This window comes from Romboutsia timonensis (assembly GCF_900106845.1).
GTDB classification, from domain to species: Bacteria; Bacillota; Clostridia; order Peptostreptococcales; family Peptostreptococcaceae; genus Romboutsia; species Romboutsia timonensis.
Genome location: NZ_LT629850.1, coordinates 1,708,363 through 1,726,844, shown reverse-complemented (window position 1 = coordinate 1,726,844; position 18,482 = coordinate 1,708,363). Strand labels below are relative to the sequence as shown.

The 18,482-nt window shown below is 27.2% G+C and carries 21 protein-coding genes; 17 read left to right on the top strand and 4 right to left on the bottom strand.

From position 1 onward, the window contains the following. Positions 1-257: 257 nt before the first annotated feature. Entirely contained in the window at positions 258-446 is a 189-nt protein-coding gene (locus tag BN7997_RS10815) for a hypothetical protein (protein ID WP_071120793.1), read from the top strand. 24 nt (positions 447-470) lie between these two features. Here BN7997_RS10815 and BN7997_RS10810 read toward each other — a convergent pair whose 3' ends face one another. After that, positions 471-1,445 (bottom strand): IS30 family transposase, encoded by a 975-nt coding sequence (locus BN7997_RS10810; protein WP_071119190.1) that lies wholly within the window; start codon positions 1,443-1,445, stop codon positions 471-473. Positions 1,446-1,517: 72 nt separating this feature from the next. Between BN7997_RS10810 and BN7997_RS10805 the strand changes: the two genes are divergently transcribed. The 3 genes from BN7997_RS10805 (at position 1,518) to bsh (ending at position 3,939) form a co-directional block, all read left to right on the top strand. Further along, positions 1,518-2,285, top strand: a complete 768-nt coding sequence (locus BN7997_RS10805) for a metallophosphoesterase (RefSeq protein ID WP_143023200.1) — start codon at positions 1,518-1,520, stop codon at positions 2,283-2,285. A 194-nt stretch (positions 2,286-2,479) separates the two neighbouring features. Further along, on the top strand, positions 2,480-2,788 hold the full coding sequence (locus BN7997_RS10800; protein WP_071120791.1) for an ETC complex I subunit: 309 nt from the start codon (positions 2,480-2,482) through the stop codon (positions 2,786-2,788). Positions 2,789-2,949: 161 nt separating this feature from the next. Beyond that, positions 2,950-3,939 (top strand): choloylglycine hydrolase, encoded by a 990-nt coding sequence (gene bsh, locus BN7997_RS10795; protein WP_071120790.1) that lies wholly within the window; start codon positions 2,950-2,952, stop codon positions 3,937-3,939. Positions 3,940-4,070: 131 nt separating this feature from the next. On the opposite strand, the gene BN7997_RS10790 is transcribed toward bsh, so the two are convergent. The 3 genes from BN7997_RS10790 to BN7997_RS10780 form a co-directional block, all read right to left on the bottom strand. Continuing rightward, positions 4,071-4,850: an IclR family transcriptional regulator gene (locus BN7997_RS10790; RefSeq protein WP_071120789.1), complete on the bottom strand. Its 780-nt coding sequence runs from the start codon at positions 4,848-4,850 to the stop codon at positions 4,071-4,073. Positions 4,851-5,145: 295 nt separating this feature from the next. Further along, complete coding sequence (locus tag BN7997_RS10785; protein WP_071120788.1) at positions 5,146-5,568, bottom strand: cytidine deaminase; 423 nt, start codon at positions 5,566-5,568, stop codon at positions 5,146-5,148. Further along, a complete protein-coding gene (locus tag BN7997_RS10780; RefSeq protein WP_071120787.1) occupies positions 5,565-6,248 on the bottom strand; it encodes a Crp/Fnr family transcriptional regulator in 684 nt (227 codons plus the stop codon). Before BN7997_RS10780 ends, BN7997_RS10785 begins: the two co-directional genes overlap by 4 nt. A gap of 348 nt (positions 6,249-6,596) precedes the next feature. Here BN7997_RS10780 and BN7997_RS10775 point away from each other — a divergent pair, with 348 nt between their 5' ends. The 13 genes from BN7997_RS10775 to modB all read left to right on the top strand — a co-directional run bounded on the left by BN7997_RS10775 (position 6,597) and on the right by modB (position 18,471). Further along, positions 6,597-7,007: a peptide deformylase gene (locus BN7997_RS10775; RefSeq protein ID WP_071120786.1), complete on the top strand. Its 411-nt coding sequence runs from the start codon at positions 6,597-6,599 to the stop codon at positions 7,005-7,007. Between the two features lie 286 nt (positions 7,008-7,293). Then, positions 7,294-7,944 (top strand): IS110 family RNA-guided transposase, encoded by a 651-nt coding sequence (locus BN7997_RS10770; RefSeq protein ID WP_083335094.1) that lies wholly within the window; start codon positions 7,294-7,296, stop codon positions 7,942-7,944. 622 nt (positions 7,945-8,566) lie between these two features. Further along, a complete protein-coding gene (locus tag BN7997_RS10765) occupies positions 8,567-9,907 on the top strand; it encodes a uracil-xanthine permease family protein (RefSeq protein WP_071120784.1) in 1,341 nt (446 codons plus the stop codon). Positions 9,908-10,063: 156 nt separating this feature from the next. Then, entirely contained in the window at positions 10,064-10,858 is a 795-nt protein-coding gene (locus BN7997_RS10760) for an FAD binding domain-containing protein (RefSeq protein WP_071120783.1), read from the top strand. Beyond that, the gene (locus tag BN7997_RS10755) at positions 10,852-11,301 is read left to right on the top strand and encodes a (2Fe-2S)-binding protein (RefSeq protein ID WP_071120782.1); all 450 of its coding nucleotides are present in this window, start codon (positions 10,852-10,854) and stop codon (positions 11,299-11,301) included. The genes BN7997_RS10760 and BN7997_RS10755 overlap by 7 nt, the downstream gene beginning before the upstream one ends. Position 11,302: 1 nt before the next feature. Then, positions 11,303-13,576 (top strand): xanthine dehydrogenase family protein molybdopterin-binding subunit, encoded by a 2,274-nt coding sequence (locus BN7997_RS10750; protein ID WP_071120781.1) that lies wholly within the window; start codon positions 11,303-11,305, stop codon positions 13,574-13,576. 4 nt (positions 13,577-13,580) lie between these two features. Beyond that, the gene (yqeC, locus tag BN7997_RS10745; protein ID WP_071120780.1) at positions 13,581-14,324 is read left to right on the top strand and encodes a selenium cofactor biosynthesis protein YqeC; all 744 of its coding nucleotides are present in this window, start codon (positions 13,581-13,583) and stop codon (positions 14,322-14,324) included. A gap of 5 nt (positions 14,325-14,329) precedes the next feature. After that, positions 14,330-14,908: a molybdenum cofactor cytidylyltransferase gene (gene mocA, locus BN7997_RS10740; protein WP_071120779.1), complete on the top strand. Its 579-nt coding sequence runs from the start codon at positions 14,330-14,332 to the stop codon at positions 14,906-14,908. Next, positions 14,905-15,714: a selenium-dependent molybdenum cofactor biosynthesis protein YqeB gene (gene yqeB / locus BN7997_RS10735; protein ID WP_071120778.1), complete on the top strand. Its 810-nt coding sequence runs from the start codon at positions 14,905-14,907 to the stop codon at positions 15,712-15,714. The genes mocA and yqeB overlap by 4 nt, the downstream gene beginning before the upstream one ends. A 3-nt stretch (positions 15,715-15,717) precedes the next feature. Next, a complete protein-coding gene (locus BN7997_RS10730; protein WP_071120777.1) occupies positions 15,718-16,518 on the top strand; it encodes an XdhC family protein in 801 nt (266 codons plus the stop codon). 66 nt (positions 16,519-16,584) lie between these two features. Next, complete coding sequence (locus BN7997_RS10725; RefSeq protein WP_071120776.1) at positions 16,585-17,076, top strand: MogA/MoaB family molybdenum cofactor biosynthesis protein; 492 nt, start codon at positions 16,585-16,587, stop codon at positions 17,074-17,076. Continuing rightward, positions 17,061-17,813 carry a molybdate ABC transporter substrate-binding protein gene (gene modA / locus BN7997_RS10720; RefSeq protein ID WP_071120775.1) on the top strand — a complete coding sequence of 251 codons (753 nt, stop codon included), beginning with the start codon at positions 17,061-17,063 and terminating at the stop codon, positions 17,811-17,813. Before BN7997_RS10725 ends, modA begins: the two co-directional genes overlap by 16 nt. Then, entirely contained in the window at positions 17,806-18,471 is a 666-nt protein-coding gene (gene modB / locus BN7997_RS10715) for a molybdate ABC transporter permease subunit (RefSeq protein ID WP_071120774.1), read from the top strand. Before modA ends, modB begins: the two co-directional genes overlap by 8 nt. Positions 18,472-18,482: the final 11 nt, after the last annotated feature.

Here is an 18,482-nt window from a genome sequence, read left to right as displayed (position 1 = left end):
AAAACAAATATGATTTACAATTTTCACTGTTTTATTCTACACATGAATATTTTACAACTTAAAAATTAAAAATGTAACAAAAAGTTACGTATATAAATATAATAATATAAGACATATTGTAGAAAGGTGTTGAGTTTAAGGAAAACGAATGTATTATATTTATAATAAATTAATAACATCTTTTATATAGTTTATTAATAAAACCTACAAAAATATTATAAATTAAATTTATTTTATATAAATGGAGATGAGCAGTAATGAACACTTATAGACGTTTATCTAATATCTATGAAAATTCAAAAGTTATCCCCTATGACTATTCTTCAAAATTCGTTATAATGAGTGATTGTCATAGAGGTAGTGGAAACTCTGGAGATAATTTTCTGAAAAATCAAAATATATTTTTTGCAGCACTTAACGATTATTATCCTGAATTGTCAATTTAAATCAGACAAATTACTTATGAATCACTAAGCAAATGTAAGTAAGCTTTCAAATCCAGTTGCTTCTTTTATAACCTCATTTGGTGTTTTATAGTCTAGTGATTTTCTAGGTATAGAATTCCATTTATACGCAATCATATTTAATTCTTCTTGAGAATATGCAGATAAATCTGTAGACTTAGGTAAATCTTTTCTAACTATTCCATTTGAATTCTCATTTAGCCCTCTTTGACCTGGTGATCCAGGGTCTCCAAAGTAGATTTCAATATTAACTGAACTATCTTTTTCTATGTCTGACCATTTTGAAAACTCTTTACCTCTATCAAATGTAATAGTAGATATACACGACTTATGTAAAGATGATAGCCATTTGCAAATTGCTTCTTTAACATCCTCACTCTTTCTACTTGCTTTAAGTAATACAATATATTTTGAATACTTTTCTACTAAAGTAACTATAGCTGATTTTCTAGCTTTTCCTACAATAGTATCTCCCTCAAAATGGCCATATTCTATACTAGTTTTAGCATTAGGATACTTTTCATCTCTTTCATGAATTGTTTTACATGTATTAATTTTACCTCTTGTTTCGTTATGACCCTTCGGGTTATTTTTACCCTTACGTCTCAACTTATTTATATCTATTACACCTTGTTTTGCTAATTTGTATAATGTTTTTGTTGATATTTTTTCATCTTTTCCATCTATTTTATCTCTTCCTGCGATAGCATCTAAAGACCAATCATTTTCTAGCTTATTATTGATATCATCTAATTTTTCTTTGCTTAATACAATGGGCTTTCTTCCACATCTAGATTTATTTATTAGGTATTGATTATATATTTCTTGAACAGTAAGTCCTTGCATAAATAGCTTGTAATATCTGTAAACTTTATCTTTTCCAATTTTCATTCTTTGAGCGCAAGCTCTTGCTTTCACGCCTAAATAGTAATTTGCTTCTAGATTTGTTAGCTGATTTATGTTAATATGATTAAAAGACATTTTTGGTACTCCTTTTGTTGATTTTAGTAGGTTAACTAAGTATATCATAAGTGTCTTTTTTTGTTTATATATTTGTCTGATTTAATTATACAATTCAGGTATAAAAAAGGATTTACTTATATAGAACTAGGTGATGGAGATGAACTTTGGGAAAATAGATGTATGGAACAAATTATTGAGGTACACAGTAATGTATTTGAGTTACTATCTAAATTTTATAAATCAAATAGAATGTATATGATTTATGGAAATCATGATATGCAAAAAAGAAATAAAAAATTTTTAGAGTGCCATTATAATGGATACTATTGTGGAACAAGAAAAAACAATTTTCCATTATTTAATTGTATAAAAGCCTATGAAGGGATAATCCTAGAAAATGAATATAATAGTCAACAACGAATATTTCTTGTACATGGGCATCAAGGAGATTTGATTAATGATAGACTATGGAAAGTAGGTAGATTTTTAGTTAGATATATATGGAGACCACTAGAGATATGGGGATTTAATGATCCTACAAGAGCAGCTAAAAATTATAAAAAGAAAAATAAAATAGAACAAAAACTTACTACATGGTCAAAAGATAATAACGTAATGTTAATTACAGGTCATACTCATAGACCTAGTTTTGCTAACTTAGATGAAGCAATGTATTTCAACTCAGGGAGTTGTATACATCCAGCAGCTATTACAGCTATAGAGATTGAATGTGGTTGTATTAGTTTAGTTAAATGGAGTATTATGACAAAAGAAGATAATAGTATGTATGTAGGAAAAGAAGTTTTAAATGGTCCAGTAAAATTAGAAGATTACTTTGAAACAATATGTTTTGCATAAATAGCATATATCATTAAATAAATGAAAACCATATTGATTAGATAGTCAATATGGTTTTTATTTATAAATTCTCACATATATAAATTCAATAACTTAACTAATAATTTTAATATGATTAACCGTGAAAATATTTTAGAAAATAAGCCATAATAAATATATAAATAAAAAATATATAATTTTAGAAGGAGAAATATATGAAAGAATATAATTTCGATACAAGAGAAGAGGCAATAAATTTTTTAGATAAACATAATTTTAAATACTATATACCAAGAGTATGTGAATATATGAGCAATATAAAAGATGAGCTTAAAGCTTATTGTGTAGAACTATCAGATTCACATGAAGTAACACGTTGTTGGATAGTATCTATTACAGATGGAAAAAAATATAGAGAAATATTCTTTGATATTGAAAAAGTAGATGAGTTTAAAGACACTGCTTATAACAAGGATTATAGAGAGAAAAAATATAAAGAAGGAATTGAAAATGAATATTTTTAAATTTTAATAAAGACCACTTACTTTTATTAAGAGTAAGTGGTCTTTATTAATTTTAACTAGCACAAAGAAATGATTAATTGAATTTAGATATGAATATTTAAATAAAAAATATAGATAATAAATAACAAGTATAAACATAAATATGAATATGAGGTGAAAATATGTGTACATCATTAAGCATAAAATCAAATGAAGGACATAATTTTTTTGGGAGAAATATGGATTTAGCTTATGATTTCAACCAATCAGTGTTAATTATTCCAAGAAATCATCAATTTAAAGATAAAGTAACTAAAGATATGGTAAAAACTAAATATGCTATTATTGGAATAGGTGCAATAATTGATAATCATCCAGCAATAGCTGATGCTATGAATGAAAAAGGACTAGCCTGTGCAGGGTTAAACTTTGATGGATATTCTTATGTAGAAGAAGAAATAGTACCAGGCAAAAAAAATATTGCACCTTATGACTTTATACATTGGGTGTTAGCTAATCATGAAACAGTAGATGAAGTTAAAGATGCTATAAAGGATTTAGAACTAGTAAAAGTACCTATAAATGAAAAAACACCACTACCAACACTTCATTGGATGATTGTTGATAAAACTGGTAAATCAATAGTTGTTGAAAAAACTAAAGAAAAGTTTGCAGTTCATGATAACACTGTTGGAGTAATGACTAATAATCCAACCTTTGATTGGCATATAACAAATTTAAACGAATACATGTATATAACTCCAAATCATCCAAAAGATGTTAAATGGAGTAATCAAGAATTAACACCTTTAGGAGTTGGTGCAGGTACATTAGGAATTCCTGGAGATTTTGAATCTGTTTCAAGATTTGTAAGAATAGCATATATTAGAGCTCATATGCCATCTATAGAAAATGACACAACTGCTGTTACTCAATTTTTCCATATGCTTGATTATGTAAAAATGGTAAAAGGTGGAGTTATAACAAGAGATGGGATGGAAGACTTAACTAGATATTCTTCATGTATGGATCAAGAAAAAGGTATTTATTATTACAGAAACTATAATAATAATAGAATAAATGCTATTGATATGCATAAAGAAGATTTAGATGCAACAGAAATAAAAGTATTCCCATATTTAGAAACTCAAGATATAAATTATCAAAATTAAAATATAAAAACTAATTTAAAATATTTATCTTAAGATATTTTGTTAAGAAAAATTTTTATAAATGACTTTAAAATGAATATAAAGAGTTTATAGAGTATTAAAAATAGACCTTAAAGGTCTATTTTTAATTTCTAAATATAGTTTATAGCATTACTTACTTTTCTAGAAACTTCATCAAGTTGACCTTTTAAGTTAATAAGTTCTTCAACCTTAGTATATAGAATTAAGTCTGTAACACTCATAGTAAAATCAATTTTACCATTTGAGTTATAAATAGGAATCGATATACATATTATTCCGTGGTCATACTCATTTTCATCAAGTGCATATCCTTGTTTTCTTACTTTATGTATTTCTTCTAAAAATTCATCAATATTTTTTATAGTTTTGTCTGTATAAGTTTTATATTCTTCGCCCTTCATTATATCTCGAATTTCATCATCGCTATATTGAGAAAGTAACATCTTTCCAGCAGCAGTACAATAGCAAGGTGCTTTTTTTCCAACTCTTGATGACATTACAAATAGTTTTTGAGAATTCATTGGCTCTATTCTATCAATGTAAACTATATTAGAACGTTTCTCATCTAAAGTAGCCAAATGAACTGTGGCATCAACTTTATCTGCAAATTTTCTTATTATAGGTCTTGAAACCTTAAACATATCAATATTATTACTTATACAATTATATAAGTATAATATTTTATAGCTTAATCTATACAGTTCAGTATTACTAGATTGGTAAGCGAAATCCCTTTCCTTAAGGGTTGATATTAGCCTATGCACAGTACCTTTACTTAATCCTAATGACTTTGAAATCTCGGTAATACCAGCTCCTGTTGGATTCTCAGCTAAAAACTCTATAATCCTTAAGGCTCGATCCACTGATTGGACTAAATTTGTTTCGTTCATTTTGCATTATCCTCTTACAATTTTATTTTAACATAATAAAGATACACTAAAAAAACGATTTTTAAAAGTAGTAAAATATATAAAAATGTAAAAAATAGAAAAATATTAATATATTTTTAAATAAAATACATAATTAAATTTAAAAAACTAAATCTAATAATAACTTTATAAATCTATATAGTCTTAGCATTTATAGAAATGGTATGTAAATTAAATAATATTATTATTTACATAAGAGTTTGATTTAAAATAAAAAAGTAGTTATCAGTTATAACTAATAACTACTTTTTTTATTTTAATCTAAATCTTTACCTGTAAATGCTAATGGTAAAAGTTCTTCTAATGTATATTCTAAGTATTCCTCTGTGCTTTTTGCAATAATCACTTTAAAAGTTTTTAAATCACAAAACTCAGCCATAACTTGTCTACATACAGCACAAGGTGCACAGAAGTCTCCTTCTCCTTGTTTTACACCTTCTTTATTTCCTACAACTGCAATTGCAGTAAATTCTTTTTGACCTTCAGAAATTGCTTTGAAGAAAGCAGTTCTTTCAGCACAATTTGTTGGAGTATATGCAGCATTTTCTATATTACAGCCTTGATAAATTTTGCCGTTAGCACCAAGTAAAGCTGCACCTACATTGAAATTTGAGTATGGTGTATAGCAAAATTTTTGAGCTTCGAATGCTTTTTCTATTAATAATTTTGTATCTATCATAGTTTACCTCCATGTTTTTCATTAACAACACCTAATAAATTATTATCATTAGAGGAGAAAATTATATCAACAAGCTTATTCATGTCTACTACTTTAACAAATCCTTTATTATATTCAACAAAATTTTCATCTACTAACTCTTTAATAATTCGATTAACACTTCTAATATTTGAACCAACACCCTCTACTAGTATGTCTTTATGGACAGTATCTAAATTGTGTTCATCTAAAAACTTCCATAAAAAGAAGAGTAGTCTATATTTTAAAGAATAAGCAATATTTGCCTTACTATTAATAGAAGTATGATACATTTTTTTAGAAAGCTGAACATGTACATATAAAGAAAACTCACTATCAGATTTAATCCATTCTAAAAAAGATTCTTTAGAAATTTTAATTGCATCACAAGGCTCAAGTGCCTCTACATAGTTTAATATTGGCTTATCAGCAAATACTTCTAATTCACCAAATAAATCATTTTCACAATAAATTCTCTCTAGATATTTAACTCCAGTATGTGTTAGTGAATAAACTTTGACTTTTCCTTTTCTTATTATATATACATACCTTGCAGCTTCATTTTGTATAAGAATTTTGTCAAATGTATTAAAAGAGATGTTTATAAAATTATTTTTTATATAATTAGGACAAGTATCTAAAAAATAAGATAAGTTGTTCATTTTAATTCTCCTTATTAAGTAAGTTAAATAAATAAAGTAAATTAATTATATCACATTAATTATCATATACAAGATATGAAACTAAAGTTAGGGACAAATGTCCAAAAGTATAAATATAGGGCTCTATATAAGTTGATATACTTTATAAATGTTATTCTATGTAATATCACTTTTTCTATTTATATTATATGTCTTAGAGGAAAGTAAAGTATCAAGACAATATAAAAAGTATATTCAAAAATATTTTATTAAAAATAAGTTTTTGATAAAGATAGTAAGTATGTGTTAAATAATATATAATTAAAATTTGAAAAGAATAATATAAAAATTAGAAAGGTTGTCATTAAAGTGATAAAAGAAATTGTAAAAGATATAGTATTTTTAGAGCAAAAATCAGAGCTTGCAACAAAAGATGATATAGAAGTTGTAAATGATTTAATAGATACATTAAGAGCAAATTTAGACTCATGTGTAGGAATGGCTGCAAATATGATAGGAATAAAAAAACGTATATTAGTATTTACTGTAGGGGATACAATAATTCCTATGATAAACCCAATTATATTAAAAAAAGAAATGCCATACAAAACAGAAGAAAGTTGCTTGTCATTAACAGGATTTAGAGAAACTATAAGATATGAAAAGATAGAAGTTGAATACTTTGATATAAACTTTAAGAAACATAAACAAGTATTTATTGGATTTACAGCACAAATTATTCAACATGAAGTAGATCATTTTGAAGGTATAATAATTTAAAGAATGAAGTAAAAACACATTGATTATTAAATTGATGTGTTTTTTTATTTTATGTACAAGGAAAAAACATTAAACTTTGTTTCACAAGCTATAATGAAAATGATTGTTTTGTAATGGCTTCGCCTATAATCAATATAAAGCGAGTAATAAACCTTGAATATAATGTAGTAATACGATTCTTACAAGGAAACTAGGAATAGTAGCTGATAAGAACAAGATATTGTGCAAATAGCACGTGTAGGAATTTTTTTAGGACAGTTACTATAAATTCGCTTTATATCTTGTTATGGAGGTAACTATGGATGCAATCGTAGAAAGATGTGCTGGGTTAGATGTTCATTTGGATACAGTGGTAGCATGTGTTTTATATGGTAAATTAGATATAAAACCTAAAAAAGAAGTAAAGACATTTTCTACAACTACTAAAGGATTGTTAGAATTATTGGATTTCATAAATCAGAAAGAATGTACTCATGTAGCTATGGAAAGTACAGGAATCTATTGGAAGCCTGTATGGAATATACTTGAAAGCGGAGCTTTTGACTTAATAGTAGCAAATGCTAAAAAAATAAAAAATGTACCGGGAAGAAAAACAGATGTCAAAGATGCAGAATGGATAGCTAGCTTATTAAGATGCGGTTTAATAGAAAAAAGCTTTGTACCACCAGAGAGAATTCGAGATTTAAGGGATTTAACTAGGTTAAGAAAAGAATTGTTAGGTGAAGTTAATAGAAATAAAAATAGAATCCATAAGGTGTTACAAGATGCAAATATAAAAATATCAAGTGTACTTTCAGATGTATTTGGAGAAACTGGAAAATCTATTTTAAATCAAATAATAGGTAATCAATGTATCACAGAAGAATTTATTTATTCATTGTATGAAGGAAGAGGAAAATCAAAGTTAANAGAAAAAGGTAGTTTACAAATGGCGTAAAATGTAAAAATAACACTAAATTAGGCCTATAAAAGATAGGTTTACTTTAGTGTTGCAAAAAATAGCCTACGGCTAGAATCATTTTCGTAGGAATTATGATATGAAAATTTTTATGGATAACTTATAAATATAAATAATATCAATAACTTCAGAAACATAAAAAATGACATTTTGAAATGCTTCGCCCACGCAGTGGCTCAAGCAACGGATGTTACCGAAACGGTAGCGAGTGTCATATCGTTGGCGACATGAAGTGCTTCGCCGACACGTCGCTCAAGAGTAGCGAATTTTTTATAAAATAATAATGCAAATAAATTATAAATTATTGGCTTGTTTTAGAAAATATACTAGTATTAAATTTAATATTTTTATTTGAATTAAAAAATGATTGTTAATTTTATAGACAGGATTAAATTGGAGTTATAGTGATTTTACTTATTTTCTTTTTTTTTAAACTATGTTTAATAACAATAGTACGGTAAAGTAGCGTATAAAAACATTAAAAAAAATAAAAATGTTCGATAAACTATTGTAAAAATATAACAATAAATATATAATTAAAAATATAACAAACAACTAAAAGGGACTAATAAATATTTTAATTTTTAATGGGGAGAATTTTATGAACAAAAAAATTATTTATCAGTTAGATGGAAGACCAAGTTTAACACAAGCAATACCATTGGGATTACAACACATATTAGCTATGTTTGTTGGTAATGTTACACCACTTATAATAATCTCAAATATATTAAACTTAGATGTACAAACTAAAACATCATTAATTCAATGTGCAATGTTTGTATCTGGTATAGTAACATTAATACAATGTTATCCTGTTGGACCAATAGGAGCAAAGTTACCTATAGTAATGGGAACAAGTTTTGGATTTGTTCCAGCAGCTACAGCAATAGGAACAAAATATGGTATTCAAGGAATATTAGGGGCTTGTTTAGTAGGTGCGATTTTTCAAATGTTAGTAGGAGGAGTTGTACTTAAACATATAAGAAAGTATTTTCCACCAGTAGTTACAGGAATAGTAGTTTTAACTATGGGGATTTCCCTTTTACCAACGGGAGTTAACTATTTTGCAGGTGGAGTTGGAGCAAGTGATTTTGCATCACCATCAAATTTATTATTAGGGACAATAGTATTAATAACAGTAATATTTTTTAAGCAATACACTAAAGGAATGCTTAGTATATCATCAGTACTTATAGGATTAGTGGTTGGTTACATAGTAGCTATACCTATGGGGAAAATAGATTTTTCTTCTTTATCACAAGCACCACTTTTATCTGTACCAGTACCATTTAAGCTAGGATTTGCATTTCATATAGATGCTATAATCGCTATGATATTTGTATATATGGTTTCAACTGTAGAAACTATAGGAGATATAACAGCAATAACAAACTCTGGGCTTAATCGAGAAGCTAAGGAGAAGGAAATAATAGGCGGAGTACTTGCTGATGGTTTAGGTAGTCTTATGGGTGCAATATTTAATGTATTACCTAATACATCTTTTGGTCAAAATGTAGGAATAGTATCAATGACAAAGATAGTAAATAGATTCGTTGTTGCAACAGGTGCATGTATATTGATACTAGCAGGAATATTCCCTAAAGTTGGCGCACTTTTATCTTTAATGCCATCTAGTGTATTAGGGGGAGCTTCTATTGTTATGTTCTCTATGATAGTTGTAAGTGGTATAAAATTAATAACTACTGATAAATTAACAGAAAGAAATACTATGATACTTGCAGTATCATTAGGGCTAGGATTAGGGGTAGCTTATGTACCTGGATTTTTTGATTCTTTCCCAGAATCTATTCAATTGATATTTGGTGAATCTAAAACTGTATTACCTGCAATATTAGCAGTAATACTTAATATAGTATTACCTAAAGAAGAATTTATATCAGAAAACATTGACTTATCTGACGACTTAGTTAAAGCATAAATGTAAAAATATTTATCTTAAATTAATATTATATTTAAAAATGATATGCATGCGTTAGATATGTTGTTTAATATTTAATACATGCATTTTATAAAGTATTCAGATTAGTTATTGTATATAAATAATGACAAAATATAGTTTATAGGAGGACATATTATGTTTACACTAATGGAATTAGTGCAACCTCAGTCACTTGAAGAAGCTTATGAAATACTTATGAAGAGGAAAAATAATATAGTTATAGGGGGAAGTGCTTTTCTTAGAATGGGTGAAAAAAGAATAGGCACTGGTATAGATTTATCAAATTTAAATTTAAACCTTATAGAAGAAACTTCAGATTATATTAAAATAGGTGCTATGACTACATTAAGAGATTTAGAAGTTAGCCCGATATTAAATAAATACTTTAATGGAGTTATAGGAAATTGCGTTAAGGATATAATTGGAGTTCAATTTAGAAATGTAGTTACAGTTGGGGCAAGTGTATTTTCTAAATATGGATTTTCTGACTTAATAGTAGCATTATTATCTTTAGATACAGAGGTAGAATTATATAAAGGTGGAAGAGTAAAATTAGAAGAGTTTTTAAATCAAAAATACGAAAAAGATATATTAGTTAAAGTACATATAAAGAAAAATAATTCTAAATCTATATATAAATGTATGAGAAATTCAAGAAGTGATTATCCGATATTAAATATAGCAATATCAAAAGATGATAACAACTTTAAAATATGTGTAGGTGCTAGACCTCAAAGGGCTACAATAGCTAAAGAAGCAAGTGAGTTTATATCAAATAATATATTAAATGAAGAAAATATATTAAAAGCAAGTGAAATAGCTTGTGAAGAATTAGTTTTTGGCTCAAATATGAGAGCTAGTAAAGAATATAGAAAAGCTATATGTAAATCATTAGTTAAAAGCGCTTTAATGGAGGTATCATCATGTTAATCACAATGAATGTAAATGGAAAAAAAGTAGATATAGATGTTTCTTATGATGAGTATTTAGTAGATACATTAAGAAGAATAGGAAATCTAAGTGTAAAAAGAGGATGCGATACAGGATGTTGTGGTCTATGTAGTATATGGATAGATGAAAAACCTACATTATCTTGTTCAACACTATCTATAAGAGCTAATAAAAAGAATATAACTACAATAGAAGGTTTACAAAAAGAAGCAAGTGAATTTGCACAAATACTTGTAAATGAAGGAGCAGAACAGTGTGGATTCTGTTCACCTGGATTTATAATGACAGTACTTGCAATGAAAAAAGAACTAGAAAATCCAACTGAAGAAGAAATAATACATTACTTAACTGGAAATCTATGCAGATGTACAGGTTATATGGGACAACTTAGAGCAATTAAAACATACATGGGGGTAAAGTAATATGAATATAGTAGGTAAAGGCATAGCAAAGATAGATGGAATGTCAATAGCTACTGGTAAGCCAGTATACACAGATGACTTAGCAGCTAAAGAAGCATTAGTTGTAAAAATACTAAGAAGTCCTCATCCTTATGCAATTATAGAAGAAATAGATACAAAAAGAGCATTAATGGTGCCTGGGGTAGAATGTATATTAACATACAAAGATGTGCCAAATAATAGGTTTACATTAGCTGGACAATCATATCCAGAGCCATCTCCTTATGATAGATTAATACTTGATAAAACAGTAAGATATGTTGGTGATGAGGTAGCAATAATAGCTGCAATAGATGAAAAAATAGCTTTAAAAGCTATGAAGATGATAAAAGTTAAGTACAATGTATTAACACCAGTAATAGATATGGAAGAAGCTATAGATAATGAAAGTATAATACATACTGAAGATGTACATTGTAATTTCGATATAGGAATGGAAAGAGAAAGAAATATAGTATCTAAACATTTATATGAAAAAGGTAATGTAGAAGAGGAATTATCAAAATGTGATGTAGTTGTAGAAGATACATATTATACACAAGCACAATCTCATGGAATGATGGAAACTTACAGAGCTTATAACTACTTAGACCATGCTGGAAGATTAGTAGTAGTAAGTTCTACACAAATACCTTTCCATGTAAGAAGACATTTATCAAGAGCATTAGATATACCATCAAGTAAGATAAGAGTTATAAAGCCAAGAATAGGTGGCGGTTTTGGTGGAAAGCAAACTGCATGTGTTGAAATATTTACTGCATTAGTTACTTTAAAAACAGGAAAGCCTGCAAAAATAATATATGATAGAAAAGAAACTTTTACATGTACAACTAGTAGACATGCTATGAAATTAAATGTAAAAGTTGGAGCTGACAAAGATGGAACTATAAAAGTTATAGATATAGATGCCCTATCAGATACAGGTGCATATGGAGAACATGCTTCTACTACATTTGGACTAGTAGGAGAGAAAACTATGCCTATGTATGGAAAGTTAAATGCAGCTAGATTTAAAGGAAATGTAGTATATACAAATAAAACACCAGCAGGAGCATTTAGAGGATACGGAGCTACTCAAGGATGTTTTGCAGTTGAATCTACTATAAATAAACTAGCAGCTAAATTAAATATGGACCCAGTAGATGTTAGATTAAAAAATATAATAAAAGAGGGAGAAACTTCTCCTGCTTACAATAAAGAATTAAATAGTGTTGCATTAGATAGATGTATTAAAAAAGGTAAGGAACTTATAAAATGGGATGAGAAATATCCATACAAAGAAATATCACCTACTAAAGTAAGAAGTGTTGGTATGGCTCTTACTATGCAAGGTTCGGGGATAGCTGGAATTGACACTGCATCTATAGAAATAAAGTTAAATGATGATGGTAACTATACATTACTTACAGGTTCTACAGATATGGGAACAGGTAGTGATACTATACTTGCTCAAATGTGTGCAGAAGTACTTGAAACTACAATGGATAAAATAGTAGTAAACTCAGCTGATACAGACTCATCTCCATATGATCCAGGTTCTTATGCATCTAGTACTACTTATGTTACAGGTATGGCAGTAGTAAAAGCTGCAACAGAGCTTAAAAATAAGATAGTAAGCTTAGGCGCACAGAGATTAGAATTAAGTGAAGATTTTGTTGAGTTTGATGGAGAATATGTAAAATCTATAAATAAAGATAAAGAAATATCAGTATTAGATTTAGCTATAGATATGTCTGTAGGATGTAATAAAAATCAATTAATAGGATATGCGACTCACGGAAGTCCAGTTTCACCACCACCATTTATAGCAGGATTTGTAGAAACTGAAATAGATAAAGAAACAGGGAAAGTTGAAATAATAGATTATGTAGCTGTAGTTGACTGTGGAACAGTTATAAATAAAAATTTAGCAAAAATACAAGTAGAGGGTGGAATAGTTCAAGGTATAGGTATGGCATTGTATGAAGATGTTGTATATACACAAAGGGGAGAATTAGCATCTAATACATTTATGCAATATAAGATGCCTACTAGAAAAGATGTAGGGAATATAATAGTTGATTTTGAAGAAAGTTATGAGCCAACAGGACCATTTGGAGCAAAATCTGTAGGTGAAGTTGTTGTTAATACACCATCTCCAGCTATAGAAAATGCTATATACAATGGCTTAGGAATAAACTTAAATACTTTACCTATGACACCAGAAAAAGTATTTATGGCTATGACTAATAAATAATAAAATGAACTTAATTGATACTTTTAAAATAAGTAAGAAAGATATAATAACAATAGTTGGAGCAGGGGGGAAAACATCTTTGATGTACTCTGCTTCTTCTTTACTTAGAAAAGACTATAAGGTGTTAGTTACAACAACAACTCATATATATATACCAGACAAAAGTATTTATGATGAAATAATTATGTTAAATGATTTTCCAAACGAAAATTACCATAGTATACTACAAAATAATAAAAATGGGGTTTATGTAATAGGAAATCATATAGTAAATAACTTAAAAATAAAAGGACTAACCTTTGAGATGTTAGATAAAATAATACATTACTTTGATATAGTAATAATAGAAGGTGATGGATCAAAGGAAAAAAGTCTTAAAGGATGGAATGATTTAGAGCCCGTAATATATCCTAAGACAACAAAAACAATAGGTGTAGTAGATATAAGTTCAATAGGATTAGATATTAATGAAGAAAATATTCATAGAGTTGATAGATTTTTAGATATTATAAATGATTATTCAACTAATAAAGTTAATATAGAGCATTTAGAAAAACTTATTTTAAATAAAAATGGACTTTTTAAGATTTATAAAGGAGAAAAGATTTTATTTATTAATAAGGTAGAAAATATTAACAACAAAACAAATGCATTAAATCTTATAAAAAATATAAAATGTAAAAGCTCATCATATATAAATAGGTATATATATGGTAGTATATTTACAAATGAATATATAAAAGGATGATGAGTTTGATTTCAGCGATAATAATGGCTTCTGGATTTTCTAGGCGCATGGGTGAGAATAAGCTTCTTATGAAGTATAATAACAAATTTTTAATTGAGTACACCTTAGATGTCATATCTAAATGTAATTTTAAAGATAAATTAATAGTAACTCAATATGAAAAAATAAAAGAAATTGGAGAAAATTTAGATTTTAAAGTAGTGAAAAATAAATATCCTAATAGGGGCATAAGTGAATCGATAAAATTAGGAATAAAAAATTGTGAAGAAAGTGAAGGATATATGTTTTTTGTTGGAGACCAGCCTCTTTTAGATAAAAAAGATATAGAAAAACTAATAGATGCATTTAATGAAGATACAAGTTTTATAGTAATTCCCAAATATAAAAATCGTTTTGGAAATCCAGTTATATATCCTAAAAAATATAAAGAAGATATTTTAAAATTAGAAGGAGATAAAGGTGGAAAAAGCATCATAAAATCTTCTGATAAAATAAAATATGTTGATGTTTGTGAAAATACTCTATTTGATATAGATAATATAGATGATTTTAATAATCTTTTAAAAAAGGGAGATATTATATGAAAAATGACATAATAGTAGTTAGAGGTGGTGGAGACATAGCTACTGGTACAATACATAAGCTTTATAGATGCGGATTTAAAGTAGTAATACTTGAGATAGAAAATCCATCGTCTATAAGACGTGCAGTATGTTTTAGCGAAGCAATATATGATGAAAAATCTATAGTAGAAGGTGTTGTATGTGAAAAAGCTAATAATATAGATGAAATATATAACATATTAGATAAAGGAAATATTCCAATAATTATAGACCCTTATGGAAAGTACATAAAAACATTAAAACCATTAGCAGTAGTAGATGCAATACTTGCTAAGAAAAACTTAGGAACAAATAAATCTATGGCACCTATAACTATAGCTTTAGGACCTGGATTTTGTGCATCTTGTGATGTAGATATAGTAATAGAAACTATGAGAGGACATAACCTAGGTAGAATAATAGAAAAAGGATATGCAAAAGAAAATACGGGAATACCAGGAGAGATAAAAGGAGTAAGTAAGGAAAGAGTTATATACTCACCTATTAGTGGAACTATATCAAATGTTAAACAAATAGGTGATATAGTTAAAAAAGGTGAAACAATAGCTTACATAGATAACACTGAAGTTAAGGCTTCAATAGACGGTGTTTTAAGAGGTATAATAAGAGATAAAAGTAATATAAAAAGTAAGCTTAAAATAGCTGATATAGATCCAAGAAAAGAAGAAGTAAAGAACTCTTTTACAATATCGGATAAAGCTAGAACTATAGCTGGTGGAGTATTAGAAGCTATATTATATATGAAACAAAAACATGAGGACAGATAAATTATGGACGAAACAATATTAAAAGAAATTTACAACCAAGTTAAAAATGGATACAAAGTAGCTTTAGCAACAATAACCAAAACAATTGGATCAACACCAGGAAAAATGGGAGCAACTATGGCGGTATTTCAAAATGGGAATACTATAGGAAGTGTTGGTGGAGGAATGATAGAACATAAAGTTCTAAATAAATGCGTTGAGTGCCTAAAAAGTGGAGAAGATTATAACTTTGAGTATAGTTTAAACGACAATGGGAATTTAGGTATGCAATGTGGAGGAACTGCATTTGGATATATAAAAGTATTTAAACCAAAACCTAAACTTATAATCATAGGTGGAGGTCATATAGGTCTAGCACTTTTTAAAATTGCTAAGAATTTAGATTTTTATACAATAGTAATAGATGATAGAGAAGAATTTGCAAATGAACAAAGATTTGAAAATGTTGATGAAGTTTATAGCGGAGATATACCTAATATAATTAAAAATATATCTATTAATGATAATACATATATAGTTATAGCTACTAGAGGTTATGAAGGAGATTTAATTAGTTTAAGAAGTGTAATAGATAGAAATCCAATGTATATTGGTATGATAGGGAGTATGAAAAAATGGATTAAAGTTAAAGAAACTTTAATAAATGAAAATATAAATATAGAAAAATTAGAAAGTGTATATGCACCTGTTGGCATAAATATTTCATCTAATAGTGTTGATGAAATAGCATTTGGAATAATGGCAGAGATACTATTAGTTAAAAATAATGGAAGTTTAACTCATAGAAAAAATAAAATAAAATAATATTTTATATAAATTATAACTAAAATTAATATGCATTTATTAAAGTCGACATCATGGAGGTAAATAATGTTTACAGTAGGAATTATAACAAGTAGCGATAAAGGTTACAGGGGAGAAAGAGAAGATAAAAGCGGACAAGTAATTGAAGAAATAGTAAGTCAAAATGGATTTAAAGTTATAAAAAAAGTAGTTTTACCAGATGAAAAAGATTTACTAGAAAAAGAAATGATAAATATGTGTGACAATTTAAATGTAAACTTACTTTTAACAACAGGTGGAACAGGATTTTCTAAAAGAGATATAACTCCAGAAGCAACAAAATCTGTAATAGAAAGAGAGGCCTTAGGTATTGTTGAAGCTATAAGATTTTATAGTCTACAAATTACAAAAAGAGCTATGCTATCAAGAGCAACCTCAGGAATTAGACAAAATACACTAATAATTAACTTACCAGGAAGCCCTAAAGCATGTAAAGAAGCACTAGATTTTGTACTAGACGATGTAAAACATGGAATTGAAATATTGCTTGGGGAGGCAAAAGAATGCGCAAGAAAATAAAACTATTAAGTGTCATACTTTGTGTTTTAGCACTTACTGGATGCAATAAATCATCACAAAATGAGTTAACTATAAGTGTGGCTACAAGTCTTTTAAATCCAATTAATGAAATAATTAAAGAATATGAAAATGAAAATAATGTAAAAGTTAATATAAACTTTGGAGGATCTGGAACTTTAAAAAGTCAAATTGAAAATGGAGCAGATGTATGTGCTTATTTTTCTGCTAATGAAAAATTTATGGATGAATTAGTAGAAAAAAATATGGTAAAGGAAGATGAAATAAATGTTCCAATAAGTAATTCATTAGTATTAATTAAAAGTGATAAATGTAAATATGATATAAAAAGTTTAAAAGATTTATTAAAATATGATATAACTATGGCCATAGGTCAAATTGATACAGTTCCAGCGGGACAATACGCAAAAGAATCTTTAGAGAAGCTAAATATATTTAATGAAATAAAAGATAAACTAGTATATGGTAAAGATGTATCAGCAGTTAAAAATTATGTTGAAACATCAGAAGTAGATTTAGGTATAGTTTATAAAAGTGACTCTTTAGACTTAAAAAGTAGTCAAGTTGTATTAGAAATTCCTAAAAATTTACATGAAAATATAAATTATACATTAGCGCCTATAAACAGTAGTGAAGATGGGAAGAAAATAATTGAGTTTATTAATTCTAAATATTCAAAGGAAATTTTAAGAGAGTACGGATTTTTAATTAATGAATAATATTATAGTTAACTCAACTATTACATCTATAAAAGTTTCATTAATATCTGTTTTAATTACTTTTTTTATATCTATAACCTTTATATACTTTAACAGTTATAAAAAAAATAAAAAGAAAAGTATTATGGATATATTAATACTTTTACCTATGTTTATACCACCATCAGCCATAGGGTATATTATACTAATAACCTTAGGGAAAAATAGTTTTATAGGTGTAATTTTAGAAAAATATTTTAATATAAGAATAATTTTTACAATACAAGCTTGTATTATAGCATCTGTTATAGTAACTTTGCCTCTTATGTATCAAAGTATAAAAACATCTATTTTTGCTATAGACCAAGATATAATTAATGCAAGTAAATTAGATGGAGCAAGTGATTTTAAAATATTTACTAAGATAATATTGCCTTTATGTAAAAATGGAATTTATAGTGGAATATTATTATCATTTGCAAGATCACTAGGAGAGTTTGGAGCAACTATTTTAGTAGCAGGAAATATACCTGGAAAAACACAAACTCTACCAATGGCAATGTATAATGCAATAGAAGCAAATCAAACGAAAACTACTATAATTATATTATTTGTTATACTTAGTATATCAATATTCCTTATAATTATTTATCACAATTTGAATAAAGACAAAATTTAGGAGAGTAGAAT

What these genes read in the sequence shown, in the direction of transcription:
- BN7997_RS10815 (WP_071120793.1), top strand. Translation starts at nt 258, where the DNA reads ATGAACACTTATAGACGTTTATCTAATATCTATGAAAATTCAAAAGTT.
- BN7997_RS10810 (WP_071119190.1), bottom strand. Translation starts at nt 1,445, where the DNA reads ATGTCTTTTAATCATATTAACATAAATCAGCTAACAAATCTAGAAGCA.
- BN7997_RS10800 (WP_071120791.1), top strand. Translation starts at nt 2,480, where the DNA reads ATGAAAGAATATAATTTCGATACAAGAGAAGAGGCAATAAATTTTTTA.
- bsh (WP_071120790.1), top strand. Translation starts at nt 2,950, where the DNA reads ATGTGTACATCATTAAGCATAAAATCAAATGAAGGACATAATTTTTTT.
- BN7997_RS10790 (WP_071120789.1), bottom strand. Translation starts at nt 4,850, where the DNA reads ATGAACGAAACAAATTTAGTCCAATCAGTGGATCGAGCCTTAAGGATT.
- BN7997_RS10785 (WP_071120788.1), bottom strand. Translation starts at nt 5,568, where the DNA reads ATGATAGATACAAAATTATTAATAGAAAAAGCATTCGAAGCTCAAAAA.
- BN7997_RS10780 (WP_071120787.1), bottom strand. Translation starts at nt 6,248, where the DNA reads ATGAACAACTTATCTTATTTTTTAGATACTTGTCCTAATTATATAAAA.
- BN7997_RS10765 (WP_071120784.1), top strand. Translation starts at nt 8,567, where the DNA reads ATGAACAAAAAAATTATTTATCAGTTAGATGGAAGACCAAGTTTAACA.
- BN7997_RS10760 (WP_071120783.1), top strand. Translation starts at nt 10,064, where the DNA reads ATGTTTACACTAATGGAATTAGTGCAACCTCAGTCACTTGAAGAAGCT.
- BN7997_RS10755 (WP_071120782.1), top strand. Translation starts at nt 10,852, where the DNA reads ATGTTAATCACAATGAATGTAAATGGAAAAAAAGTAGATATAGATGTT.
- BN7997_RS10750 (WP_071120781.1), top strand. Translation starts at nt 11,303, where the DNA reads ATGAATATAGTAGGTAAAGGCATAGCAAAGATAGATGGAATGTCAATA.
- yqeC (WP_071120780.1), top strand. Translation starts at nt 13,581, where the DNA reads ATGAACTTAATTGATACTTTTAAAATAAGTAAGAAAGATATAATAACA.
- yqeB (WP_071120778.1), top strand. Translation starts at nt 14,905, where the DNA reads ATGAAAAATGACATAATAGTAGTTAGAGGTGGTGGAGACATAGCTACT.
- BN7997_RS10730 (WP_071120777.1), top strand. Translation starts at nt 15,718, where the DNA reads ATGGACGAAACAATATTAAAAGAAATTTACAACCAAGTTAAAAATGGA.
- BN7997_RS10725 (WP_071120776.1), top strand. Translation starts at nt 16,585, where the DNA reads ATGTTTACAGTAGGAATTATAACAAGTAGCGATAAAGGTTACAGGGGA.
- modA (WP_071120775.1), top strand. Translation starts at nt 17,061, where the DNA reads ATGCGCAAGAAAATAAAACTATTAAGTGTCATACTTTGTGTTTTAGCA.
- modB (WP_071120774.1), top strand. Translation starts at nt 17,806, where the DNA reads ATGAATAATATTATAGTTAACTCAACTATTACATCTATAAAAGTTTCA.